Source organism: Pseudomonas sp. KnCO4, assembly GCF_045344305.1.
Classification (GTDB): Bacteria; Pseudomonadota; Gammaproteobacteria; order Pseudomonadales; family Pseudomonadaceae; genus Aquipseudomonas; species Aquipseudomonas anuradhapurensis.
Window position 1 is genome coordinate 4168710 of record NZ_CP174199.1, and the last position, 23010, is coordinate 4191719.

Annotated in this window: 21 protein-coding genes and 1 pseudogene; 9 read left to right on the plus strand and 13 right to left on the minus strand. The window is 54.6% G+C overall.

The genetic code is table 11. The annotated features are described in order from the left end of the window. Positions 1 to 139: 139 nt before the first annotated feature. From ACJA3S_RS19370 to gcvA (ACJA3S_RS19395), 6 genes are all read right to left on the minus strand, one after another. The gene (locus ACJA3S_RS19370) at positions 140 to 658 is read right to left on the minus strand and encodes a carboxymuconolactone decarboxylase family protein (protein WP_406819646.1); all 519 of its coding nucleotides are present in this window, start codon (positions 656 to 658) and stop codon (positions 140 to 142) included. A gap of 126 nt (positions 659 to 784) precedes the next feature. Continuing rightward, entirely contained in the window at positions 785 to 1417 is a 633-nt protein-coding gene (locus ACJA3S_RS19375; protein WP_406819647.1) for a response regulator, read from the minus strand. Positions 1418 to 1447: 30 nt separating this feature from the next. After that, entirely contained in the window at positions 1448 to 2794 is a 1347-nt protein-coding gene (locus ACJA3S_RS19380) for a cache domain-containing protein (RefSeq protein ID WP_406819648.1), read from the minus strand. Positions 2795 to 2903: 109 nt separating this feature from the next. Beyond that, positions 2904 to 3107 carry a YbdD/YjiX family protein gene (locus ACJA3S_RS19385; protein WP_406819649.1) on the minus strand — a complete coding sequence of 68 codons (204 nt, stop codon included), beginning with the start codon at positions 3105 to 3107 and terminating at the stop codon, positions 2904 to 2906. After that, positions 3097 to 5178 carry a carbon starvation CstA family protein gene (locus ACJA3S_RS19390; protein ID WP_406819650.1) on the minus strand — a complete coding sequence of 694 codons (2082 nt, stop codon included), beginning with the start codon at positions 5176 to 5178 and terminating at the stop codon, positions 3097 to 3099. The genes ACJA3S_RS19385 and ACJA3S_RS19390 overlap by 11 nt, the downstream gene beginning before the upstream one ends. A 264-nt stretch (positions 5179 to 5442) precedes the next feature. Continuing rightward, positions 5443 to 6357, minus strand: coding sequence for a transcriptional regulator GcvA (gene gcvA / locus ACJA3S_RS19395; protein WP_406819651.1), 915 nt, complete (start codon positions 6355 to 6357; stop codon positions 5443 to 5445). A 299-nt stretch (positions 6358 to 6656) separates the two neighbouring features. Between gcvA (ACJA3S_RS19395) and ACJA3S_RS19400 the strand changes: the two genes are divergently transcribed. From ACJA3S_RS19400 to ACJA3S_RS19420, 5 genes are all read left to right on the plus strand, one after another. Then, a complete protein-coding gene (locus ACJA3S_RS19400) occupies positions 6657 to 7430 on the plus strand; it encodes an SDR family NAD(P)-dependent oxidoreductase (RefSeq protein WP_406819652.1) in 774 nt (257 codons plus the stop codon). Positions 7431 to 7504: 74 nt separating this feature from the next. Beyond that, the gene (locus ACJA3S_RS19405; RefSeq protein ID WP_406819653.1) at positions 7505 to 7786 is read left to right on the plus strand and encodes a hypothetical protein; all 282 of its coding nucleotides are present in this window, start codon (positions 7505 to 7507) and stop codon (positions 7784 to 7786) included. Between the two features lie 56 nt (positions 7787 to 7842). After that, positions 7843 to 8184 (plus strand): carboxymuconolactone decarboxylase family protein, encoded by a 342-nt coding sequence (locus ACJA3S_RS19410; RefSeq protein ID WP_406822277.1) that lies wholly within the window; start codon positions 7843 to 7845, stop codon positions 8182 to 8184. Positions 8185 to 8230: 46 nt separating this feature from the next. Beyond that, entirely contained in the window at positions 8231 to 8902 is a 672-nt protein-coding gene (locus ACJA3S_RS19415; protein ID WP_406819654.1) for a cupin domain-containing protein, read from the plus strand. After that, positions 8902 to 10017: a flavin monoamine oxidase family protein gene (locus ACJA3S_RS19420; RefSeq protein WP_406819655.1), complete on the plus strand. Its 1116-nt coding sequence runs from the start codon at positions 8902 to 8904 to the stop codon at positions 10015 to 10017. Before ACJA3S_RS19415 ends, ACJA3S_RS19420 begins: the two co-directional genes overlap by 1 nt. Here ACJA3S_RS19420 and gcvA (ACJA3S_RS19425) read toward each other — a convergent pair. The 3 genes from gcvA (ACJA3S_RS19425) to ACJA3S_RS19435 form a co-directional block, all read right to left on the minus strand. Next, positions 10002 to 10952, minus strand: a complete 951-nt coding sequence (gcvA, locus tag ACJA3S_RS19425; protein WP_406819656.1) for a transcriptional regulator GcvA — start codon at positions 10950 to 10952, stop codon at positions 10002 to 10004. The genes ACJA3S_RS19420 and gcvA (ACJA3S_RS19425) overlap by 16 nt on opposite strands. A gap of 42 nt (positions 10953 to 10994) precedes the next feature. Then, positions 10995 to 12227: an MFS transporter gene (locus ACJA3S_RS19430; RefSeq protein WP_406819657.1), complete on the minus strand. Its 1233-nt coding sequence runs from the start codon at positions 12225 to 12227 to the stop codon at positions 10995 to 10997. Between the two features lie 81 nt (positions 12228 to 12308). Continuing rightward, on the minus strand, positions 12309 to 13631 hold the full coding sequence (locus ACJA3S_RS19435; protein WP_406819658.1) for a tetratricopeptide repeat protein: 1323 nt from the start codon (positions 13629 to 13631) through the stop codon (positions 12309 to 12311). A 512-nt stretch (positions 13632 to 14143) separates the two neighbouring features. Here ACJA3S_RS19435 and ACJA3S_RS19440 point away from each other — a divergent pair. Both ACJA3S_RS19440 and ACJA3S_RS19445 read left to right on the plus strand, forming a co-directional pair. Beyond that, positions 14144 to 15352: an aromatic amino acid transport family protein gene (locus ACJA3S_RS19440; RefSeq protein WP_406822278.1), complete on the plus strand. Its 1209-nt coding sequence runs from the start codon at positions 14144 to 14146 to the stop codon at positions 15350 to 15352. Positions 15353 to 15443: 91 nt separating this feature from the next. Then, entirely contained in the window at positions 15444 to 16628 is a 1185-nt protein-coding gene (locus ACJA3S_RS19445; RefSeq protein WP_406819659.1) for a M20 aminoacylase family protein, read from the plus strand. A gap of 159 nt (positions 16629 to 16787) precedes the next feature. On the opposite strand, the gene ACJA3S_RS19450 is transcribed toward ACJA3S_RS19445, so the two are convergent. The 4 genes and pseudogenes from ACJA3S_RS19450 to ACJA3S_RS19465 form a co-directional block, all read right to left on the minus strand. Beyond that, entirely contained in the window at positions 16788 to 17378 is a 591-nt protein-coding gene (locus tag ACJA3S_RS19450) for a disulfide bond formation protein B (RefSeq protein ID WP_406819660.1), read from the minus strand. A gap of 242 nt (positions 17379 to 17620) precedes the next feature. After that, positions 17621 to 18535 (minus strand): MBL fold metallo-hydrolase, encoded by a 915-nt coding sequence (locus tag ACJA3S_RS19455; protein ID WP_406819661.1) that lies wholly within the window; start codon positions 18533 to 18535, stop codon positions 17621 to 17623. After that, on the minus strand, positions 18513 to 19175 hold the full coding sequence (locus ACJA3S_RS19460) for a zinc-binding dehydrogenase (RefSeq protein ID WP_406822279.1): 663 nt from the start codon (positions 19173 to 19175) through the stop codon (positions 18513 to 18515). Before ACJA3S_RS19460 ends, ACJA3S_RS19455 begins: the two co-directional genes overlap by 23 nt. Before the next feature lie 18 nt (positions 19176 to 19193). Next, positions 19194 to 19589 (minus strand): annotated as a pseudogene (locus tag ACJA3S_RS19465) (alcohol dehydrogenase catalytic domain-containing protein); the annotation flags it as partial. Positions 19590 to 19872: 283 nt separating this feature from the next. Here ACJA3S_RS19465 and ACJA3S_RS19470 point away from each other — a divergent pair. Then, positions 19873 to 20820: a 2-hydroxyacid dehydrogenase gene (locus ACJA3S_RS19470; RefSeq protein WP_406819662.1), complete on the plus strand. Its 948-nt coding sequence runs from the start codon at positions 19873 to 19875 to the stop codon at positions 20818 to 20820. A gap of 499 nt (positions 20821 to 21319) precedes the next feature. Beyond that, positions 21320 to 22969, plus strand: a complete 1650-nt coding sequence (locus ACJA3S_RS19475; protein ID WP_406819663.1) for a hypothetical protein — start codon at positions 21320 to 21322, stop codon at positions 22967 to 22969. The last annotated feature ends 41 nt before the right edge of the window (positions 22970 to 23010 follow it).

Here is a 23010-nt window from a genome sequence, read left to right on the forward strand (position 1 = left end):
TAGATCCATAGAGAGCCAGTACGTCTAGCAGTCAAACAGCTGTTGCATAACACTTAGGGCCGACCTCACAGTCGGCCCTATTCGTTGGACCTTAAAACCAAGATTCAGTCTCTCGGCATGGTTGCAGCAGGCGGCTGACTCAAATATTAAGCGCCACAAGGAAACGGGAAACCATGTTGTAAGCGGCCACAGTAGCTACCGCTTCAACCGTTTGCTGTTCGCCAAAAGCCTGCTTCACCTCCTCAATCACTACCTCATCCACTGCAACCCTACGCGTTGACTGATCAGTCAGACGGAGCAACGCCGCTTCCTTTTCATCGAAAACGTCAGCAATCTCACTATCAAGCAGTTTTTGAGCTTTAGCAGGAGTGCCTCCCGCCTGGATGTACGCCGGATAATGGACATGCCACTCAAACTCTGCCTGATTCAAGACTGCAACACGCAGCATGATCATCTCACGAAGCACCAACGGCAATGTGAACTCTGCCCGTACTCGCCCCAGTAGTTCGTTCCATCCTGTTGCCAGCGGAAAGCTCTTGAGCAGTACCCTGTCAATTCCGATCAGTTCGCCCTTGGGACGACGTGCTCTGATTGCAGAAAGCAGCTCGGCAGGCACTGGCTCGCCATCCTGCCACGGTGTAACCCTGACTTCATTCATGGTGCCTCCAATAGACACTTTTCAGTGAATTGGAAATGCTCATTGATCGCTCGCCATCAAACAATCTAGTTATTCTTTACTCCCGGTATAGCTATGCTTTCACACCCGCTCGGGTTTGAGCTTTCCCTACAGAGCGACTAGACCGTGCTCCAAGGCATATTTCACGAGGGCAGCAGGCGAATCGATATTGAGCTTGCGCCGGATACTCAAACGGTACGTTTCAACCGTGCGAACACTGATCGCGAGCTCGCGCGCTGCCTCCTTGCTGTTGTAGCCCTTAGCAATCATCGAAAGTACCTGGAGCTCGCGGGGTGTCAGGTCGTTCTCATCCCGGTGGTTGCTCACCAGTTTGCGAGCAATCTCCGGGCTGTAAAACGTCCCGCCAGCCGAAATGGCTTCAATGGCGGCCACCAGTTCAGTGGAAGGAGCGTTTTTCAGCACGTAACCCAGCGCTCCTGCGGTGATGGAGGAGCGAACATACTCCTGATTGTCGTACATACTCAGAATCAAAATCTTGATGTCGGGGTGTAGGCTGCGCAGCTGTCGCGTCAGCTCTAGCCCATTCATGTCTTGGAGACCTACGTCTACCAGCAGGATGTCCAGCGCACATGAGCTGACCAGTTGGATTGCCTCCTGTCCTGATTCGGCCTGGCCCACTACTTCGAAGTATGGAATCGCCCCGAGTAGCGCCTTAACGCCGTCGCGAACCAGCACATGGTCATCCACCAGTGCGATTTTAATGGGATGGGAAATGCTCATGAGCTCCTCAGATGCGCGCTGCAGCGGTATTTAAACAACAGGGAGTGGTATCTGTACCTGCAACTCCGTCCGTCCATAGGATGAGACAATGGAGAATGTGCCGTGGTGATGATCAACACGTTCACGAATGTTTCTCAGCCCGATACCGTGGCTTTCATCGACAACACTGACATCAAAACCGACACCGTTGTCCTCTACCCTCAACGTCATCATGGTTTGGTGTCTTGATAGCGAAACAATAACGGCGCTCGCCTTCGCATGACGCTCGACGTTCGCCAACGCCTCTTGAATGATACGGAAGAATGTAAGCGACAGATCGGCATTGACCCCAGCGGCATCCAGCCCACAGTCGAACTGCGTACGTATTGCGGTCCTATGCTCGAAATCCCGCATGTGCTGCTCAATTGCCGGGGACAGGCCCAGGGTGTCTAACAGTGACGGCCGCAGATCATGAGAAATTCGGCGAATTTCACCAATCGCCGCTCCCAGCCTGGCCGTCCCCTTGCGCAGATTGTCCAAACCTCCAGGCCGACCACTCGCTAATTCCATCCCCGCGAGCTCGAATTGAAATTTGATCGAGACTAGCTCCTGACTGATGCCGTCGTGCAGCTCTCGAGACACTCGTGAGCGCTCATCCTCCTGGAGACCTACGATCCGTTGATTGAGCGAAGACAGCTTTCGGTCGGCCAACCGATGTTCGCTTACGTTGAGCATGAGTCCACCCGCGAAAATCACCAGGACCGCTATCAGCGAAAAGGACGCGATCGCCAGCACCGTGGTGAGTACGCCGGATGCAACCTCTTGTCTTGATTTCAAGGTCGCGAGTTCTACATCGTCAATGTAGATCCCGGTCCCCAGCATCCACCCCCACTTGTCCAACATCATGACGTAGGCGAGCTTGCCCGTAACCTTGCCAGTGGAAGGTTTCTGCCAATCATAGAGCTGGTAACCATCGCCTCCCCGGGCACTCTTCAGCAGCGCCTGGATGACCGGTAAGCCATTCTTATCTGTCATACCGATAAGCTCTTTACCCACCAAATCAGCCTGTCTTGGGTGCATGAGGTTTTTGCCGTTCTGGTCATAAACGAAGAAGTAGCCATCGACTCCGAAATTGGCTCGGGAGAGGATCTGGAGTGCACGCTGCTTTACCTCTTCGCTACCGTGGGGAGCATCGTACAGCGGCTCAATCAGGCTCATCGCCAGTCCAAGGTAATTCTGCAACTCCATTTTTTTGGCCGCCATGATGCTGCTTTCCACCAGTCGTGCCTGATCCTCCTCCAGCTTGCGACTTTGGGCGAAGACCAGCACGCAGATGAAGAACACCGAGATGATCAGTGGCAGAACACTGAGGGTGACGATCTTGTGTTTGAGTTGCATGACCACTCCGTCACGCGCTAGGACAGCGCGTTGAAATTGACAGTCGCCTGCCCCTGCTTGAAAGAAAAAGCGCCACGATCATCGTGGCGCTCCTCCTGCAAGTAAATCATCAGCAGCAACGTATTGGACGTCCGCTTCCCCCGCCGTAGCGGGCCTCCTGACGCTCACGGAAAAAATTTTCGTAAGACATCACCGGCTTACCTGGATGTTTGAGTTGCATGTGCTCGACGTAGGCATCGTAGTCAGGCATACCCACCAGCATTCGCGCGGCCTGTCCCAGATACTTACCCATCTTGCTCAGATCATTGAACATCAGCCTGAGCTCCGACGACGCTAGGCAGCGGCTGGAATGGCGTTTCGCTGTCGCTGCGCTCTTCATTCATCCAAGCACGGCGCCCAACCTGAACAGCAAAACACAAGATACTCAGTACCACGAACAGGAACAGTGCAGTCAAAGCAGCGTTGGTGTACGCGTTGAACACCACGTGCTGCATTTGTGCCAAATCCTTCGCTGGTGCGAGCACCTGACCTGCAGCGGCGGCATCACTGTATTTCTTCGCAAGAGCAAGGAAACCCATTGCCGGGTCTTTGTCGACGAGCTTGATCAGGCCCGCGAAAGTGGTGCAGATCAGCAGCCATACAGCTGGAATCAAGGTTACCCAGACATATCGTTGACGCTTCATGCGGATCAGCACGACGCAACCCAACATCAGTGCGATACCAGCCAGCATCTGATTGGAGATGCCAAACAGTGGCCACAGGGTGTTGATACCGCCCAACGGATCAATGACCCCTTGGTACAGCAGCCAACCCCACATTGCTACGCACCCTGCAGTAGCGATGAGGTTGGCAGTCCAAGAGTCTGTCTTCTTCAGTGCCGGGACGAAGTTACCCAGAAGATCCTGCAGCATGAAGCGCCCCGCACGGGTACCCGCATCGACAGCAGTCAGAATGAACAACGCTTCAAACAGAATTGCAAAGTGGTACCAGAAAGCCATGGTGTTCTCGCCAGGCAATGCCTGGTGCAGAATTTGGGCGATCCCTACTGCCAGGGTGGGGGCGCCGCCCGCACGCGCAAGGATGGTGTGTTCGCCAATATCGTGGGCTGTCTGTTGCAGTACTTCCGGGGTGATGGCGAAGCCCCAACTGCTGACCGTGGCGGCCACACTTGAAACATCCGCTCCGACCACTGCGGCCGGACTGTTCATCGCGAAATAAACACCTGGCTCAATCACCGAAGCGGCGACGATCGCCATGATCGCGACGAAGGACTCCATGAGCATTGCACCATACCCGATGTATCGCGCATGCCCCTCGCTGGCAAGCAGCTTCGGTGTAGTGCCTGAGCTGATCAGTGCATGGAAGCCAGAGACCGCACCGCAGGCAATAGTGATGAACAGGAATGGGAAGAGAGCTCCCTTCCAGACTGGTCCAGATCCATTGATGAACTGAGTGACGGCAGGCATTTTCAGCTCTGGAGCGATGAACAGAATGCCAACCGCCAGCGCCACGATAGTTCCAACCTTCAAGAAAGTAGAAAGGTAATCACGGGGGGCGAGAATGAGCCAAACAGGTAAAACTGCGGCCACGAAGCCATAGCCGATCAACATCCAGGTGATCTGCAAACCGGTAAAGGTGAAAGCAGGCGCCCATACCGGATCAGCTGCAACGACACCGCCCAACCAGATCGAACCGAGTAGCAGCACTACCCCGATCACAGAAATTTCGCCAATCCGCCCGGGCCGCAGATAACGCATGTAGACACCCATGAAGACCGCAATGGGTAGCGTCGCCATGACCGTGAACATGCCCCAAGGGCTCTCGGCCAGCGCTTTCACGACGATCAGCGAGAGCACCGCAAGGATGATGATCATGATCAGGAAAGCACCGAACAAGGCGATGGTGCCAGGAATAGAACCCATTTCCTCACGCACGAGTTCACCCAGAGAGCGGCCATTGCGGCGCGTGGATATAAACAGGACCATGAAATCCTGTACTGCGCCGGCCAAAACCACGCCGGCAATCAGCCAAAGAGTTCCCGGTAGATAGCCCATCTGTGCCGCCAAGACCGGTCCCACCAGCGGCCCAGCACCGGCAATGGCAGCGAAATGGTGGCCAAACAGGATGTGCTTGTTCGTTGGAACATAGTCCAAGCCATCGTTGTTCACGACCGCAGGCGTCGCTCGCGCTGGGTCCAACTGCATCACCTTGTTAGCAATGAACAGGCTGTAATAGCGGTATGCAACTAAGTAGATCGCGACGGAAGCAGTCACGATCCATAGCGCGTTGATGGACTCTCCACGACGTAAGGCAAGGGTGCCCAGCGCAAATGCGCCAAGCAGGGCAACGGCGAACCAGGCAATTCGGGTAGCCAATTGGGTCATTTGAATTTTCTCCTGCCGTGGCGACAGAGGCGACGGCGGCTTTTGTTGTTGTTCGTGCCCATTTCGGGACGCCAACACTTTCCCCGCCGCAAGCCAATAAGGAAATTCGCAGTACTACGCGGGTGCATCTACGTAGTACTACTGACCCGATTCCACCCTACGTGAAAACGTTCGGTACTCCAATCGCTGCCAAGTCAGTCAACGAACCTCGAGATCGCACGAAGGAGTCTCGGAGCAGCCTTGCCCTCGCGCGCGGAGCAGACCTCATCGCTTTGCAGCGGTTTCGAAGAGCCAGTCACGAAACGCTTTCAGTTTTGGGAGAGTTCCACATTCTTCCCGGTACACCACGTAGTAGGCCAAGGCTGACTGGAACTTGATCTCAGGGAAGAGCCTGATGAGTCTGCCCGCAGCGACATCATCGTGAGCCATCACACTACGAGCCAAGGCAACACCCTGGCCGTCAATGGCTGCTTGCAAGACCGCGGCGGAGTTGTTGATTTGCAAACCACGTGCAGTCGCGATGCAGCTCACTCCAGCCTTCTCCACCCAGGCAGTCCAGGTCGGGAAGTCAGAACGGTCATCCATCGACTGATCATGAATCAACGTTTCCCGAGCCAGATCCTCTGGTGACTTCAGCCTGTTCTGATCTGCTAACAAGCTAGGAGAACAGACCGGATAGACCTCCTCCTCCATCAATTTCTCGGCCATCAAACCCTGCCAGTGGCCTGCCCCGTAACGCACGCCGATGTCGATCCGCTGAGCGACGAAATCAACCACACGCAGATTGGTGTCTAAGCGTACGTCCATATCGGGCCAAGCGGCATGAAAGCTCTCGATGCGAGGCAGCAGCCACTTGGCCGCAAAAGCGGGGCTGACGGTCACCGTGAGCACCCCACTCGTGGTGCCTTCTTTCAATCTTTCCAAACCCAAGCTAAGCCGATCAAAGCCGGCTCTTATATCCGGCAAAGCGTGCTCTGCCGCCTCTGTCGCAATCAGCCGGACCCGACCACTGGTCGCTCTGTGAAAGAGAGGCCTGCCGAGCGTGTCTTCCAGAGAACGGACCAGTTGGCCGACTGCTGCTGGCGTGACATTCAGTTCTGCAGCGGCAGCGGAAAAGCTCTGATGGCGAGCACTTGCCTCGAAAGCACGCAAGGCATTGAGGTGTATAGGTATCTTCATATCGATAAACTTTTTCTTTCCATGGCTGACATTTTATATCGTTTGTCGCTGCACCTGATGCCGCGAATAATCGACGCCAAGGTAGAAACAGCCCGGTGTGAAGCTTCTTTCGTTAGAGCCTGGTCAGATTGAAAAAGTTTTCCTATCACTCCGAACCAGCACAGCTCTCTCACCCCGCCAAGACCCTACCGTATTCAGACGCTAGCCAGTTCACCGGGTCTCCCTCCGGCAAAAGCATAGCGCTCTGGTTCAGCTTTCCATCATCACCTTGCCAATCATAAGGTGCAAAGAGGTTCGACATGAGCAATGAATTCAAGGGTAAAAAACTGTTGGTTGTTGGTGGCACCAGTGGCATGGGGCTGGAAGCAGCCCGTATGGTACTCGCCGGTGGCGGCAGTGCCGTCATCGTAGGCAACCGCCCTGAGAAAACCGAAGAAGCGCGTAAGAATCTGTCCGCGCTTGGCCAGGTGACCGCGCTGACTGCAGACCTGACCAATGAGGAAGGAGTCGCCAAGCTGATCGAAACGATCGGTAAAGAACACGCGGACATCGACCTGCTCGTGAATGCCGCAGGTGTTTTCTTCCCCAAACCGTTCCTTGAGCACCAGGGCGCCGACTACGACCAATACATGAAGCTGAATCGCGCCTTCTTCTTCATCACTCAGAAGGTCGCCGCGAACATGGTCGCTAACGAGCGCGCTGGCTCGATCGTCAACATCGGTTCTATGTGGGCGAAGCAAGCCATTGCTGCCACCCCATCTTCGGCCTACTCCATGGCCAAAGCAGGTCTGCACTCCCTGACTCAGCATTTGGCGATGGAACTGGCGCCGAAGAACATCCGCGTCAACGCCGTATCGCCAGCGGTCGTGCAAACCCCGATCTACGAAGGCTTCATTCCTAAGGCAGAAGTGCACAGCGCCCTTCAAGGTTTCAACAGCTTCCACCCGATCGGCCGCGTCGGTACCCCTGAGGATGTAGCTGAAGTCGTCGCCTTCCTGCTGTCCAACAAATCCAGCTGGGTGACCGGCGCGATTTGGGATGTCGACGGCGGCGTGATGGCTGGCCGCAACTAAAACACAGTACGTACGTCATTGCAGTCAGACCGACCCCGTTGGTTATGTCACCCAACTTTTCAGGAGAAACGCAAATGGTATATCTGCAAATCACCCTTCAGATCGCCCCGGCTAATCGTGGCACTGCAGCAGGTGTTTACGAGAAGTACAAAGCGTCATTCCTCAACACCATTCCAGGCGCCAAATCCAAGGAGCTCCTGGTCCGCGACGAGGATGTGCAGGTAATGCACGGCTTTGATAATGCCCAGCATGCTGCCGCGTATCTGCAAAGCGATCTTTTCACCGCCGATGTTGTAGCGAACCTGAAACCGTTGCTCGAAGCTGCTCCCGACGTACGTATCTATCAAACTGCTTGACCAATGAAGGTCGAGCGCCACAGGCACTCGACCTCATTTTGAGGTAATTCCCAATGATGAAGGATTGGAATGGCTACCGCACCGACCTGCTCGAGCGCGTAGGTGACTTGGCCAAACAGAGTCCGGACATCGTCCGAGGCCTGAGTACGATCGACGGTGCAGCCGCCAAAACGGGCCATCTGCAGCCTAAGATCCATGAACTGATTGCCCTAGCAGTAGCAGTCACGACCCGCTGCGACGGCTGCATCACCGTTCATACCAAAAAAGCGGTGGAGCTGGGTGCTTCCAAAGAGGAAATCACTGAAGCTCTCGGTGTTGCTATCGCCCTCAACGCTGGGGCAGCACTGGTGTACTCGGCCCGGGTCCTTGAGGCCCATGCCCAACTGCCTGAAGTTTGAATCTTATGGGGCCTTCGTGGCCCCGTAACCATTTTCGGAAACAAACATGCTCGTAAACGCGGACTTCTCCCAACCAGCTCTTGTTGCTGTTGAAAATTATCAATGGGTAGCCTCCCCGCAAGCAGGGGTAGAGCGCGTCATGCTGGATCGACGTGGCGGTGAAAAAGCCCGCGCAACGAGCATCGTACGCTACGCCCCTCAATCGTTTTTCCCGGAGCACCCTCACCCCGGGGGCGAGGAAATTCTTGTGCTGTCAGGAACGTTTTCGGAGGGGGATGAAAATTTTCCAGCCGGTTACTACCTCCGAAACCCACCCGGTTCGAGTCATCAACCCTCAAGTTTGGAAGGCGCAACGATTTTCGTAAAACTCTGGCAGATGAAGCCGGACGAGAAGGACTCGGTACGCATCGACACTCGAGACTTATCCAACTGGCAATACCTGGAGGGACGGCGCACCTGCCGACTGTTCGAGAACGACTCGGAACAGGTATGCCTAGAGGCTCTGTTACCTGGTGAAGCCATCCAATTTCCACAAGGCGTGAGCGCTGAGTTTCTAGTAATCGCCGGCTGCGTGGAGAGCAGCGAACAGTCATTGAAGTCTGGCAGCTGGATGCGCTTGCCCCAAGGTCTCAATCCCGGATTCACAGCCGGGCGTGAAGGCGCAACGGTATATCTCAAAACCGGACACTTGAACGACTCCCCCGGAGTAACTGTGTGATGCACAAGGCGAAGTTTGCAATCATTGGCGGCGGCTTGAGCGGTTTGTACGCGGCCTACTCCCTTCAGAAACGCGGTATCTGGGATTACGTGGTTCTAGAGGCTAGAGAAACCTTAGGCGGAAGAATTCATACCGTTTTCCCCGGGCAGTCTCCATCCTTGAAAAGCGAGGTGTATGCCGCTGCAGATGCTTTTGACCTGGGGCCTTCCTGGTTTTGGCCCGGCTATCAGCCTCGCCTGAGTGAGGTAATTCACGAGCTAGGACTGAAACGTTACCCACAGTACGAGACTGGCGACATGATCGTCGAGCGGTCACGCGAGCTGCCCGTCAGTCGCATGAACGGGTATCGCAGCTCACCTCCATCCATGCGCATAGGCGGCGGAATGGCCGCCGTGGTTTCAGCGCTGCAAGCGCACCTTGACCCTAATCGAATCCACACTGGCCAGCTCGTCACCCACATACAGCGTTCGGAAAGAGCCGTTGAAATCACCTCTCAGGCCACTACGGGAACTGTTACCAACTGGAGTGTGGATCACGTCTTGCTTGCCATGCCCCCACGGCTGGTCCAGGCTTCCATCGAATTTACGCCCGCCTTGCCGGCAACGCTTTCCCAGAGCTGGAAAAAAACTGCCACGTGGATGGCCCCGCATGCCAAATACTTCGCCATTTACGAAATACCATTTTGGCGAGAACAAGGTTTGTCAGGATCGGCTCGAAGCTCCGTCGGACCGTTAGTGGAGATTCATGACGCCTCGATACCACAAGGAAGCGCCGCTCTTTTCGGCTTCGTCGGCGTGCCAGCCGCTTTCCGTCGTACGGTCCACGAAAACGAGCTCCGAGCGCTGTGCCGAGCACAACTGACACACATGTTCGGTCAGCAAGCGGCTGTGCCCAAAGCCGAGTTCTTCAAAGATTGGGCAATGGATGTACAGACGGCAGTTGCAGCAGATCTTGTCGGCGCCGGAGAGCATGCAATTGCCCCTCCTGCTTCCGTGTCATGTGGGCCATGGGAACAATGTCTCGTGGGTATCGGCAGTGAATGGTCACCTCAATTCCCTGGATACGTGGCCGGCGCGATTGATGCTGTGGATCGAGGCCTTCAGCTGTACCGCTGAGGATCAATTCCCACCGCGCCAAATCCTGCCTCTTTGAGTAGCCAATTGCGAAATGCTTGAATATGAGAAGCATCAGCGGACTCGGGCCTGTATACGATGTAATAAGCTTGGGCCAGGGGCAGATCGCCCCCCATCTCGAGTACTGGTCGAATCAATCGCCCAGTCTGGAGATCGTCTTGCACCATCACGCTCCGCGCCAGTGCGATGCCCTGGCACTCAATGGCTGCCTGAAGCACCGCAGCGGAATTATTGATGCCCAACCCGTGCCGCGCATTGACACTCCTCAATCCCGCGGCATCAAGCCAAGATCGCCAGTCAGGGAAGTTGGGATCGATAATCATGGAGAGATCATGGATCAACGTGCCGTTCGCTATTGCATGGGCACTGAGAGTCCCTTTCTGTAATCCCGGATAACTCGGCGCACAGACAGGGAACAAGGTTTCACTGAGCAGCTTTATGGCAGTCAAGCCGGTCCAGTGTCCATTTCCATAGCGCACCCCAATGTCGACCCGCTCTGCAGTGAAATCCACTGAGCGGGCGTTGGTATCAACGCGGACATCTAAAGCCGGGCAGGCTTGTTGAAAGCGCTCGAGTCGAGGTAACAGCCATTTGGCGGCGAAAGCGGGACTGACCGTGATGTTCAGCCTCTTACGCAACCCGCTTTCTTTCAAACGTGAAAGGCCGACAGCGAGACGCTCAAATGCTCCGCGAATATCCGGTAGAGCACTCTCTGCGTTGGGCGTCAGCTCAAGCTGCGCCGCTCCCCGACCTACTCGGACGAATAAGGGCGTTCCCAACCAGGCCTCTAGATTGCGAACCTGTTGCCCCACTGCCGCAGGCGTAACATTCAGTTCAACCGCCGCAGCAGTGAAGCTGCCATGCCGAGCAGCCGCTTCAAATGCACGTAACGCATTCAGGTAAGCCGGGGTTGCCATCTGAGGCTCCATTTTCAGTGAACTGTAAAATCGCTACAGCCATCAACGAGCCCGGTTAGCAAGGGCGAATCCGAAAAGGCCTAATACTGGGCCCGGCAGCAGCAGCCACAAGGCATTGATCCCTGCACTTTTGAACAACCAGGTTGTAGCCGCAATCGATACGACGGTGATGGCAAAACCAATGCTGTTCTGAATTGCCAGTGCACTGCCCACCGACTCCTGAGGGCATGCCTTGGCTGCTAACGCCGAGAATTGAGGAGAATCCGCGACCACTGCCGCGCCCCAGACCCCGAGCAGAATTAACTGCCCCCAAACGGGCAAAGATGACTCAAAAGCAACGAAGATCAGGCCACATAGGCCAGAAATAGAGAGCGCCGACAGGGCGACGGTTGCACTCCCCACGCGATGCGAAAGCAGCCCCCCAAGCAAAGACCCTAGCGCCCCTAACGCCATGATGGAAAAAGATAAACCCGACACGCCGAGATTGGGATATACCGTATCTAGCCCGATGCGGCTGATGATCAAGGGAACCAACGTCCAGAATGTGTAGAGTTCCCACATATGACCAAAATAACCCAAGGTCGCTGCACGAAACTTGGTAATGCGAAATGCGCCTAGTATCGCTCCAGCGCGCTTGAGCAAAGGAAGTGCCGACTGCATCCCTTTACGTGCATGCGGCCCCTCTCCTAGCAGCCCAACCAGAGCAGCGCCTCCGGTGGCCAGTACGGACGATGCCGTAATAACTGATTGCCAGGACCAGTCAGCGCCGGCGTAGCGCAACGCATGGGGTAGCGCGGTGCCGAGGGTGAGCATCGCTACGAGTTGCGCCAATGCGAGTCCGGTGCGCTCTGGGGCCCAGCCGACGATTAGCTTCATGCCCATCGGATAGATCCCTGCCAGTGTGATGCCCACCCCGAAGCGAAACACTGCACCAATCAGCAGATCATCGGCGAGCCAAGCGAATGCTAGGTTGAGCAAAGCTCCAGAAATCGCGCTAATCACGAACAGCGTGCTCGCACGAAAGCGATCGGCCGCGCCGCTTAGTGAAAGAGTCAAAGTACCGATGATGAAGCCCAGCTGAACTGCGCTGGTTAGCCAACCGATGTCGGCGGCCGTCGCGTGCCATGAGGCCATTAATGACTCGGCGGCCCCATTGGCGCTGAACCACAGGGAGGTTCCAAAAAGCTGAGCGATGGCAATAATGGCCACCGGGCTCAGCGTTCGCAGCAACAAGCCGCGGGCGCCAGAGGAACTGGCGCTTACAATCAAACTCATGAGACTTTTCCCATCAGGCGGGGGATAGGTTGGCTGCGTGCGGGGGCGGATAGATCTGCGTCAGGCTCCCCAGCAATTGAGTCAAACGGCAGCAAGTTCGGTTAACCAACGGCTGTCACGTGGAGACGGTCGGCGGTGAAGGCGCTCGTCCAAAATCCTCCGTGCTTTATCCACCTCGCCAGAACGCATCATGGCTACCAGCAACATATCCTGAGCTATCTCACGCTGAGCGCCACTTCCACCGATTCTCACAACCTCATGAGCGAGTGGCTCAAGGATTCGAGTGCAGCGAGCATATTCTCCATTCGCGAACGCTTGAACGGCATGGCATAGCACCGGGACAACTTCACCTGCTTGTAGGGCACCATTCAGCACCAAGGTGCTCAGGCCTTCTGCACGGCGCTCAAGTGCTTGTTGATTACCTGATGCGGCGTCGACGATCGCCATATGGAAATCAGCAAAGGGGAAACCTGGCTGTTGGAAATAGCCTGATGCATAACGTGCAGCATCGGCCCAGAGCGCCGAAGGCACTTCATGACCGTATAGATGCATTCGCCACAGGAAAGATGTCGTATCGCTGACCACATTGATCGGCACCCCAAGAGAAGCAGATGGCGCGACCTGCTCGGAATAAACGTTCAACGCGACTTCAATGTCACCTCGCTCGAGAGCGATCAGCGCCCCATGCCAGGCAATATGACCGTGAAGCACTCCACTGCGATCATATTCGGGTAACCAGTTCGCGATGGTTTTTTCCGCTTCGTCACTTGCGCCGGCCTCATACAACACATGTGCAACTGCGTGCACGGCATTGACGTTGTGGCGACGCAGTTCCAGTGAGCGCTGAGTAAGCGCTCGGCCCAGCGCCAGGTTTCCATTCTCTCCATGAGCCCAGCCCCGATAATTCAAAAACCACCAATCATCTTGGGGGAAGCGAGCCGATTGACGCTCGCACAAGTCGACTCGTGCCTGGTCGTGGTCCGGCCTACCAGAAAATGCCAGCAATCCGAACGCGCCCAGTGGCAACCCGAGAATCAAGATATCCAACGGCCATCGATCTATATGTTCTAGAGCGGCTGTCAATGCTCGGGCGCTCTGTCCATGGATGGCCAGAAACAGCACGTTGACGTGACTGCGCTCCCGCTCAGTACCGTTACGCTGAACCAAGTCACTGGCCAGAGCGATTTTGGCTTTGGCCGCAGCTGCCTCCGCTTTTACCGCGTGCAAACGAGCACGTGCGGCGTGCGCTAAAGCAAACGCCGAGTCCAATACGATTGCCTCTTCCAAGACCTCCGCAGCGCTAGGCCAAAGGGAGAGCAATAGATCAAGACCTTCTTGATAGCGCTCGGCTGCGGCTTCGGATTGAGTCGAGAGAGGGAGGCTGTAACGGTCACGGCAGGCCATTGGGCAGGCAACTCCTATTTTATTGTGCAAACGCAGAAATAGTGCGAGGCGACCTGGTTGAACAGACACCCAGAGCGTGGTTGGGTGGGCCACCTCACCGCATCATTAGAACGCACAATCAGACTGGCGGTCTTTCGACTAGCTGCCACGCGATATCGAATAAAAGCCTGCCAATAGACGAGCATGAATATTGCTAACGCAGTCATGAATCTCACTAAAGCAAAGACCTTCAGACCGCTTATGACGCTTCTTCTACACAATTTGACTTTTCGTCGAGAGTCGCACGACCCGGAACACGATTAAATGCTCTGAGCATGTGTGTATCAGCATGATGAAAACTCAATCATGCAGCCCGGCGCGACTCCCCAGGGAGCAGCCGAACTTCGAACTAAAAATAATCTGCGAAGTGTTAGGAGCTGAGTGTGTTAAGTAGTGAAACTCTGCAAGTGCTTTCCCCAGACAGCAGCAAAGCAACGACCCCCTTTACCTCGTATGATGCAGGCTGGGTAATAATGTGCATTGGCTCAGCTATTGGGTCCGGCATTGTATTCATGCCCCTGCAAATGAGTGCCAAAGGAGTATTGGCCTCATCAATTGCCCTGTTAATTATGTACCCAGCTGTGTATTGGCTCACAAAGCTTTACATTCGTTCACTTTCCGAGACGCCTGAGTGCAAGGACTATGCGAGCATTATTACCCAATATCTGGGAAGAAACTGGGGAACTGCGCTCAGCCTAATATACTTCTTCACAATATTGAAAGCTATGCTAGGTTATTCGGCAACAGTGACCCATGACTCCGCTACTTATTTGAAACACTTCGGCCTAACCGACCTGGACCTGTCACAGACTCAGTGGTACCCCCTGATCTTGTTGACAATCCTTGTTTTCATTGCTTCGCGGGGCGAGCGACTGCTATTTAAAGTCTCAGGGCCATTCATCGTTCTCAAGCTCCTCGCCATCCTCACACTGGGTGCTTTGCTCATTCCGCAATGGAGTCTCTCCAACCTGGACCTGGGTGCGCAGGGCAGCATTATCGACTTAGCCCGAGATATCATCGTATCTTTACCATTCGCGCTTTTCTCAATAGTGTTCATTGCTGTCCTTAACCCCATGAATGTCGCGTTCAGAAAAATCGAAACAGATCCAGCAATCGCCACCTACAGGGCACTACGCGCCAGTCGATTTGCTTACTGGATCCTGGCAGGAGCAGTACTATTCTTCGCATTTTCATTCATCTTTTCCATAACACCTGAACAAGCTAAAGCAGGCATGAGCCAAAATACATCTGCCTTGGCGCTGCTGACACAGATCATCCCAGGACCAACACTAGCCGTCCTGTCTGTACTATTAAGTGTAACCGCAGTGATGACTTCCTTCTTTGCCGTTTACCTGGGGTTCAATGATGCATTGTCAGGCATCATTATGAACATTGCCGCTCGACTAAACTTGAGAACCGAGCTAATCGAAAAGCTGCTGCCTAACACAGTCAAGCTTATCGCTATTGGCTTACTATGGTGCTGGGTAGTAGCAAACATCAATACCATGTCATTGCTTCAATGGACCATCGGCACATTTGCTTTAGTCTCATGCTTGATTCCCTGCTACCTGACGTATCGCGTGCCATCCCTACACAAGTACAAGTCCGCTAACGTTATCTATGTAGCCTTGGCTGGTGCCATACTGTTCATCTCTCCCCTGTTCAAACTGTTGGAGCAATAAATCCTTATCATCGCCCGCCTCATCCTTGAGTCGGGCAATGCCCCTGACAGCGCTTTACAGCTAACACTTCAGAACTATCAAGGAAGGATTCATGCCCGAGCTCGATCTGCTCCGACTTGTCAATTTTCGTCGCGACCTACACCAGCACCCTGAGCTGAAATACGAAGAGCGGCGCACGTCTGAGAGAATTTCGACTTATCTAAGTAGCCTCGGCATTGATGTGACACGGGGATTCGGCGTAACGGGTCTGGTCGCGTGCATTCATGGTCAGTGCCGAAGCGCAAAAGATCCTGGCCCCATTGTTGGTATCCGAGCGGACATGGATGCTTTACCGCTCCAGGAGATCAATGAGTTCGCCCATTCAAGCGTGGTGGCGGGCCAGATGCATGCATGCGGACACGACGGTCATACAGCCATGGTACTGGGGGCAGCTGAGCTGCTCACGCGTCAGCGAGATTTTGACGGCACCGTCTGTTTGATCTTTCAACCCGCTGAAGAAGGAGGCGCCGGCGCTCGAGCAATGATGGATGATGGTCTCTTCGACCGGTTCCCGTGCCAGGCAATCTTTGCATTGCACAACTGGCCTGCGCTTCCGCAGGGGCAGATGGCAGTACGTAGAGGTCCAATGATGGCCGGCGCAACAAAGTTTGAAATTCTGGTGCGGGGCCAGGGCGGCCATGCAGCACTTCCGCATACCACCGTAGATCCCATCCCCATAGCATGCAGCATAGTTGGTCAGATGCAGACCTTAATCTCCAGAGTAATTGACCCCCTGGATGCCGCTGTGTTGACGGTGGGGAAGATCGACGCAGGCACATCACCCAATATCATCCCTGATACAGCACGTATCTATGGAACCTGCCGAACGCTAAAGCAGGAAACAGAAACCTATCTTCTAAGCCGCCTACATCAACTCGCCACACACATTGCTCAAGCACATCAAGCCAATGCGGAGCTGATCATCCTGCCTGGCAGCTACCCGAATACGACCAATCACGATCAGGAAGCTATTTTCATGGCTGAGGTCATGCGTGAAATAGTGGGAACGGAACATGCATTCACTGAACTGCCTCCTGCCATGACCTCCGAAGACTTCGGCTTCATGCTGGAGGAAATACCAGGTGCATACGGCTGGATAGGCAACGGCCCTCTTGGTCAATCTGGTGTCGGCCTGCATAACCCTGGGTACGATTTTAACGATGACAACTTGGCCCTAGGCGCCAGATTCTGGGATCTCTTGGCCAGGCGCTGGCTTGCAACACAACATGTACAGTAATAGCACAATGTAAAATACGGTCAGTTTCTTACCTTCCATACCCTGCGACCACTGAAGTGGTGAACAAACGCAGGTTTCAATATCAGCAGCAGCGGGAAGCGGGCCACCCCTGCTCGGCCCGCTCCAGCGTATTTTAAGCCCTAATAACTACCTGGGAGATTATGGCTTCATCACGTCACCGTCATACAACATCCTGTAGTGCTGCTGCCCCCCTGCCATGAAGTGATCGAAACCATTCTGCAGGAACGCAGAAACTAGATTTGCAAAAACGAGAGCGACGAAGAGCGCGATGACCCCTTTGTGCCACGTTGGCCGAGCGTCTAAGGCGTGACCCGGGCTCTCCAGCGAATCTCGCTGAGCGTACAGGGTGGCCATCACTAGGCAAAAAAACAGAGCGGCGGTGAATATCATGAATGTCCATGTATACATATGCAAGCCAAGAATCGCTGAGCCAGTGGGCTTGGTAGTTGGCAATGCTTTAGCAAACATAAACAACAAACTCAACATGCTGCCAATAAGGGCGCCAATGCCACTCAGAACATAATTCCACGGATTGATCCCATAGATTCGATTGAGCAGCAGACCCGAGCCAAGCAACATAAAACAAACGCGAATCAAGTTGCAGAATGCACAGGGCAACTCCCCCTGCACCAGCTGAAAGAAAAATGCAGCCAAAAGTAGAAGGCCAATGCCGCCCAAAGCAGCCATTTCAAGTTGAGCCAACTGAGTAACACGCAACTTAACTGTCATTTACCAAGCCCCCAGTTGCTTAAGGTCGGACATGTGATGAGCACCATGCCAAAATGTCCAGATTACCACTAGCACTGCACACGCGACCCATAGCAATCGCGCAAGAGCAAGATTTTTAAATGAGACCAGAGTCGCGACGAACGCGAATAAAACAGGTACGAATCCAATAAACATAGTGCCCTCTATTTTGCATCACACGTAAAAAAAGGCACCTGAGTCAGGTACCTTTACGAATGGCTACTTCAGAAGCTGTGAGCCTGACCATCGTCAGGTACTCGTACTCGCTTAGGATCCAGGCGTGCATCTCGAATGTATTGAATCAGCTCGGCACGTGACTGGGTGCTATGGCCTAAGGCTTCTAGGTGGCTCGCTACAATGTAAGCGCTGGGTGCGGCAGCAGCTGCGCGGGAAAGATCCTCTTTGCCCATGATCACGGCGCCTTCAATATCCTTGAAGCGCACATACCCCGCATTAAGCACGATTACCTGAGGCTTGAACCTCGCTATTGCCTGTTCAACCGATGCGTTCCAGACCGTATCGCCGGCAACGTAAACTGTCTTGAATCCAGCGCGCTGAAAAACCACACCTGATACCTTGCCTAGCTGCTTACCGCGCACCGCCATCGTTGCATCACTACCGTGCTGACCATCAGTTCGAGACAGGCGTACACCCTTAAATTCAGCACCATCGGTCAACACACGTACATCCATGAAACCGGCCGCGCGGATCTGATCCGCGTCCTCCTGGTTCTGCGAAAAGATGGGGATGTCTTTTGGAAGCAGCCGTTTGGCGGCATCGTCCCAGTGGTCAATGTGCAAGTGGGTTACCACTACAGCATCGGCCTTAATGATCTCGTTGGCAGGGACTGGCAGTTCTACCAACGGATTGCGTAAGTGTTCATTAAAAGCGCCAGGGGCAGCGGCATAGGCGCCTTTAGCACTCAACATCGGATCAATAAGGAACGTCACATCATCGAAACTGACCTTGATGGTCGCGTTTCGAATTTCCTGGACTTCGACCCTGTTTTCGGCTGCCAGGCTAGCAGCTGGTAACCCTAGCAGCAGAAGAAACCCTACCCATGCAAAGCCTTTTAGAGTATTTACCAGCACCATGTTCCCCTTAAGTGCATGCGCATCACTGCGCGATTGATTGATCATCCATGGTCAACACCATGCGGAACTTGACGTCGCCTGACTTAACCCTCTGATACGCATCCCAGGCGCGCTCTAACGGCATGGTTTCAACCTGCGCACGCACGTCAGCCATTACGCTAAAGTCCAGAGTCTTCTCTGATTCGTAGGGCGTCCCCGTGATCGTGCCCTGAACACTGCGCTCTCCACCGACCAACGCGCTGGGCAGAATGGTCAACGGCTCCCTGCCTACCCCTACGATTACCAGGCGACCTTGAGGTGCGAGAGCAGCCATGAGCGGGGAAACCGCCGCGCTATCTGTAATGGTGGTCAGAATCACCTGCGCGCGGCCGAACTGCTGGAGCAGCGCTACCGGATCATCAACCTTGGCATCAATGTAGTGATGTGCTCCAAGCACCAACGCGTGGGCTGCTTTATCGCTGCCGCGGCCGATCGCAACCACCTTAAATCCCATACGCTTTGCGTACTGAACAGCCAGATGTCCCAGCCCGCCGATACCTTGGATTGCCACCAAATCACCAGCTCGTGCACCAGATTTGCGTAATGCATTGAACGTAGCGAGACCCGCACACAACAAAGGCGCTGCCTCTACTGCGGCCAACTCGTCCGGAATGGCTACTAAGCCGGTGGCTCGAGCAATCATCATCTGCGCGTAACCACCATCATGGGAACTTCCCATAACCGGCTGATCACTACACAGGTTAAAGTGCCCCTGGCGGCATTGGTCGCAGAGGTTGCAATGCCCTCCCAAACGGCCCACACCTACCCGCTGGCCGACTTGCCACATGCCTGGGGTGCCCGCACCAACGGCAACAATGCGTCCGACGACCTCATGCCCTGGTACCCGTGGCAGTTGCATGCTTGAGTCAAGCCCTTCGATAGCACTGCCATCCGCGCCACAGATGCCGCAGGCCAAGACTTGTATAAGCACTTCCCCCTCACCAGGTGCAGGTGTTTCCACCTCAACGAGCGTCAATGTACCCGCACGCAGGATCTGCATTGCTTTGTGAGTGGCGCCCATAGCTGAAATCTCTCCATCAACAGGACAGGTCTTGGGCATGAGCCCTATTCGATCCAATTGTGTTGGCACCTCGACAAGTGGGCAAACGAGGTTTTTTATCCTAGTCGGAAAGAAATTCTTCTCGATAATGCCCCCAGCAGCACTGTGCAGAGCTTCCCGTTTTTAAAAATTCAGCTTGATAAAAGCACCGTGCCGTCAATGATCGCGATTGAAATATTTTCTATTCAATAACAAAGAAAACCTAACGCGCACAGCTCCTTCCATTCCCCTAGCATGGAATCGCAATCGACCCCTTGATCTACTTGCCAATGTGGAGCAACGCATGAGTGAAAATGCTATGCATGTCATGGTCTGGGCTGATATCCCAGTACTTATGGCAGACCTTAAATCGCAATTCATTGTGCACAATCGTGCGGAGATCAAGGACTTGGCTGCCTGGGGAGCCGCTGAGGGTGGAAAGATTGAAGCGGTGATCACAAATGGCATGCTCGGCACTGAAGTTGAGGTGCTCGAGCATTTGCCCAATCTGAAGGTCGTATGCAGTATGGGAGTGGGCTATGACGCCATTGACACGGCCTACCTCAGCGACCGTGGGATCCCCGTAAGCAATACACCTGATGTTCTGAATGATGCGGTAGCTGAAGCCGCAATGGCATTGATGCTCTGCCTTACCCGCCGCATTAGCCAAGCTGAACGGTTCATCCGTCAAGGGGCCTGGAGTTCCCAGAAATTTCCTGCGGGCCACCAGTTAACAGGAAAAACCTGCGGCATGGTTGGGCTGGGAAAAATTGGTAAGACTATCGCTAAGCGTGCAGAAGCCTTCGGTATGAACGTAGCGTACTACCGGCGAGGCGAGCCATACGCAAATATTGACTATACCCACTATGACTCCATTGTTGAGCTCGCAACCGCTGCAGATTATCTCATCGTAATTGTCCCAGGCGGACCTCATACCCAGCATCTGATCAATGCAGATGTTCTCGCGTCACTAGGGAGAAACGGTTATCTGATTAACGTTTCACGCGGCACAGTAGTCGATGAGAAAGCACTTGTCGCCTCGCTGCAATCCGGGGAAATTGCAGGCGCAGCTCTAGATGTCTTTGAGAATGAACCACATGTCCCATTAGAACTGACTGCTATGGAGAATGTCGTTTTAACACCACATCTCGGCAGTAGCACACATGAAACCCGCCAAGCGATGGCAGATCTCGTGCTGGCCAATTTAAGGCAGTTCCTCACTGATGGGACGTTGATCACACCGATCAATTAATCCACTCCCGGCCAGGCGAGATACGCGTGCTGCTTCAGAGTTCCCTGCTCGCCAGGCCACCTAGCATGCTGCCACATTGCCAGAATACAGTTTCTGCGAAAGTGCCTGAAACCGCCGTGGAAACTTTTAGCGGTCATGAAAAGGCCAGCCACGCCCAACCCGGTGAGCGGTTCAAGTCTGTGCGCTTATATACATTCGCACGGCACGTCCGGTTGCAGACCTCAGCCGCGGGAGCTCAGCAAAATCTAGGTGTCAGATACAGAGAAACGTGTGAAAGGAAATGCCCCTGCTTGCGGGATTCCGATGTTTGAGATAGCGTGGCTGCACGTCGCGACATGGTCGACGGGCTGCCCACCCCCTAGAGGCCTCGCTGGCCGCAGCTAACCGAATCGAACCATGACCCTCATTGTAGTCTTTTGACCTGAGCCTTTCCGGGCATCGGGGATGGCGGGTGGGCGTCTCCGATGTCGCTCCATAGAAGGAGCAACGGAGAAAACTCATGATTCCTGCGTCTTTGCACGAAAGCATCAAGGTTCAGGCCAAGCGCCTGCGCGATATCTTTGACATCGACTTAACGACCGCTAAATATGTCCTGGCTCGAGGTCCGTACGGCTGTACCGACTGGTCGGATCTGTGCGCGCGGTTAAGCGAAGAGCTGCCTCTCCAGCATGCTCTGCTGCTGGCGGAATTGCCACTATCGCCGATCGCGGCAGCGTATCTGGCGAAGCACCTGCGCAGACTAGCGTTCTCGGTCAGCCAGTTGATCCTCACCAACCGTAACCTGCCGGAACTCTGCGAAGCGTTGCGACAAGTATTTGCAGTACCGGGTGAGCCAGTGACCCTGGCGGATGTGTTGCAGCCAATTACACCCAGCAAGTGGCAACCTGCCGACATGGGCCCAGATCCGCAGGCAATCATTCAGAGTCGCATCTGCATTAACGGCGTCGAGTTGCAGCTGCTAGGTACCCGTATTTTCTGGCCTCGCTTGTTTATCTTTGATGAAGCAATTACGGTCGATGCAAGCACGGCTGAGCCGTTCGGCCATGAACTCAAGATCATGTGGGATGTCGAGCCGTGGTATCTGGCGAGCCGAGACTATCTGTTGGCGTATCAACATGGTGATGATTGTGACGATCTGCCGGATTTCATGGAACCAATGATTACTGAATGTTCGCGCATGCAACAGCATCGGGCCTGGTTTGCTCAGTGCCTGCAAGGCTGGTTACATGAGCGCCGGTATAACGATGAGGGTGAGGAGTTCATTCCGTTTCTTTACCAAGGCCACGCCTATCTGGTATTTGGCATGCCCTGCCCGACTTCAATCAACCACCCACCACTGCGCCCGCAATACGTGCAGTTTTCAGACGAAGACAGTAACCGCTATCAAGTCGTCCTCTTCGACGGTCAACTGATGCAGATAGAAATGCTCAACGTGCCCCCACGCCTGGAACGACATGACTGGGAATATGAGGATTATCACCGGCGGCTGTGCAGCGACTTGCTAGGGGGCGCGGTGACTGCTGGCTGGATCAGCCCGCCGCCGGCAGGCTGGGGTGACCTGCTATTTCTCTGTCCGGCGTCACGCGAAGCTTTAGAGTGCGAGCTGCGGATAGAGATCAAGCCCGAGCCCTCTGAGACCCTTTGTACCTTGCAGACAGATAATCCTGACCTGGCCGTAGAAGTAATGGAGCGTGCGCGTAAGGGTCAGTTCACGTGCTACGAAGGCGCCGGTGCCGAAGCCATTTATGCCATGCGCATCGAACTGCCGCCGGCCCCCGACCGCGTCGATCTCAGCCTGTCCCTGAAAATCATTGAAGAGACTGCATGGCAAAGCGCGCATCTGATTGGCCGACGTGTGAACCAACGGGATCAGAGCGGACAGACACTGTACCTCGAAATCAAACCGGCCCTAATTAAGCTGGTACAACGTCAGCCGCTTAAGATCCTGAAGAAGGCCATTCGTGAAGGACAGATCTTGCGAGTTCACGGTCTCCGCGAAGAATTGCAGGAGGCGCCAGCAGTGCCGCCTAACACGGAAGCGCTCGAGCCCTTGGAAGTCGACGAGTCCAACCCACTGACGGAGCCATTCTTCGACGGCGAAGGCCAGTTGCTCATCCGATCCATCCGCTATCGGCGCGACAACTTTTAACCGCAGGGCCGGCAGCATAATTGACACTACGTTGCTCAACC

Excerpts from the sequence above, each read along its gene's own strand:
- ACJA3S_RS19370 (WP_406819646.1), bottom strand. The coding sequence starts at position 658 with ATGAATGAAGTCAGGGTTACACCGTGGCAGGATGGCGAGCCAGTGCCT.
- ACJA3S_RS19375 (WP_406819647.1), bottom strand. The coding sequence starts at position 1,417 with ATGAGCATTTCCCATCCCATTAAAATCGCACTGGTGGATGACCATGTG.
- ACJA3S_RS19380 (WP_406819648.1), bottom strand. The coding sequence starts at position 2,794 with ATGCAACTCAAACACAAGATCGTCACCCTCAGTGTTCTGCCACTGATC.
- ACJA3S_RS19385 (WP_406819649.1), bottom strand. The coding sequence starts at position 3,107 with ATGTTCAATGATCTGAGCAAGATGGGTAAGTATCTGGGACAGGCCGCG.
- ACJA3S_RS19390 (WP_406819650.1), bottom strand. The coding sequence starts at position 5,178 with ATGACCCAATTGGCTACCCGAATTGCCTGGTTCGCCGTTGCCCTGCTT.
- gcvA (WP_406819651.1), bottom strand. The coding sequence starts at position 6,357 with ATGAAGATACCTATACACCTCAATGCCTTGCGTGCTTTCGAGGCAAGT.
- ACJA3S_RS19400 (WP_406819652.1), top strand. The coding sequence starts at position 6,657 with ATGAGCAATGAATTCAAGGGTAAAAAACTGTTGGTTGTTGGTGGCACC.
- ACJA3S_RS19405 (WP_406819653.1), top strand. The coding sequence starts at position 7,505 with ATGGTATATCTGCAAATCACCCTTCAGATCGCCCCGGCTAATCGTGGC.
- ACJA3S_RS19410 (WP_406822277.1), top strand. The coding sequence starts at position 7,843 with ATGAAGGATTGGAATGGCTACCGCACCGACCTGCTCGAGCGCGTAGGT.
- ACJA3S_RS19415 (WP_406819654.1), top strand. The coding sequence starts at position 8,231 with ATGCTCGTAAACGCGGACTTCTCCCAACCAGCTCTTGTTGCTGTTGAA.
- ACJA3S_RS19420 (WP_406819655.1), top strand. The coding sequence starts at position 8,902 with ATGCACAAGGCGAAGTTTGCAATCATTGGCGGCGGCTTGAGCGGTTTG.
- gcvA (WP_406819656.1), bottom strand. The coding sequence starts at position 10,952 with ATGGCAACCCCGGCTTACCTGAATGCGTTACGTGCATTTGAAGCGGCT.
- ACJA3S_RS19430 (WP_406819657.1), bottom strand. The coding sequence starts at position 12,227 with ATGAGTTTGATTGTAAGCGCCAGTTCCTCTGGCGCCCGCGGCTTGTTG.
- ACJA3S_RS19435 (WP_406819658.1), bottom strand. The coding sequence starts at position 13,631 with ATGGCCTGCCGTGACCGTTACAGCCTCCCTCTCTCGACTCAATCCGAA.
- ACJA3S_RS19440 (WP_406822278.1), top strand. The coding sequence starts at position 14,144 with ATGTGCATTGGCTCAGCTATTGGGTCCGGCATTGTATTCATGCCCCTG.
- ACJA3S_RS19445 (WP_406819659.1), top strand. The coding sequence starts at position 15,444 with ATGCCCGAGCTCGATCTGCTCCGACTTGTCAATTTTCGTCGCGACCTA.
- ACJA3S_RS19450 (WP_406819660.1), bottom strand. The coding sequence starts at position 17,378 with ATGACAGTTAAGTTGCGTGTTACTCAGTTGGCTCAACTTGAAATGGCT.
- ACJA3S_RS19455 (WP_406819661.1), bottom strand. The coding sequence starts at position 18,535 with ATGATCAATCAATCGCGCAGTGATGCGCATGCACTTAAGGGGAACATG.
- ACJA3S_RS19460 (WP_406822279.1), bottom strand. The coding sequence starts at position 19,175 with ATGATGATTGCTCGAGCCACCGGCTTAGTAGCCATTCCGGACGAGTTG.
- ACJA3S_RS19470 (WP_406819662.1), top strand. The coding sequence starts at position 19,873 with ATGAGTGAAAATGCTATGCATGTCATGGTCTGGGCTGATATCCCAGTA.
- ACJA3S_RS19475 (WP_406819663.1), top strand. The coding sequence starts at position 21,320 with ATGATTCCTGCGTCTTTGCACGAAAGCATCAAGGTTCAGGCCAAGCGC.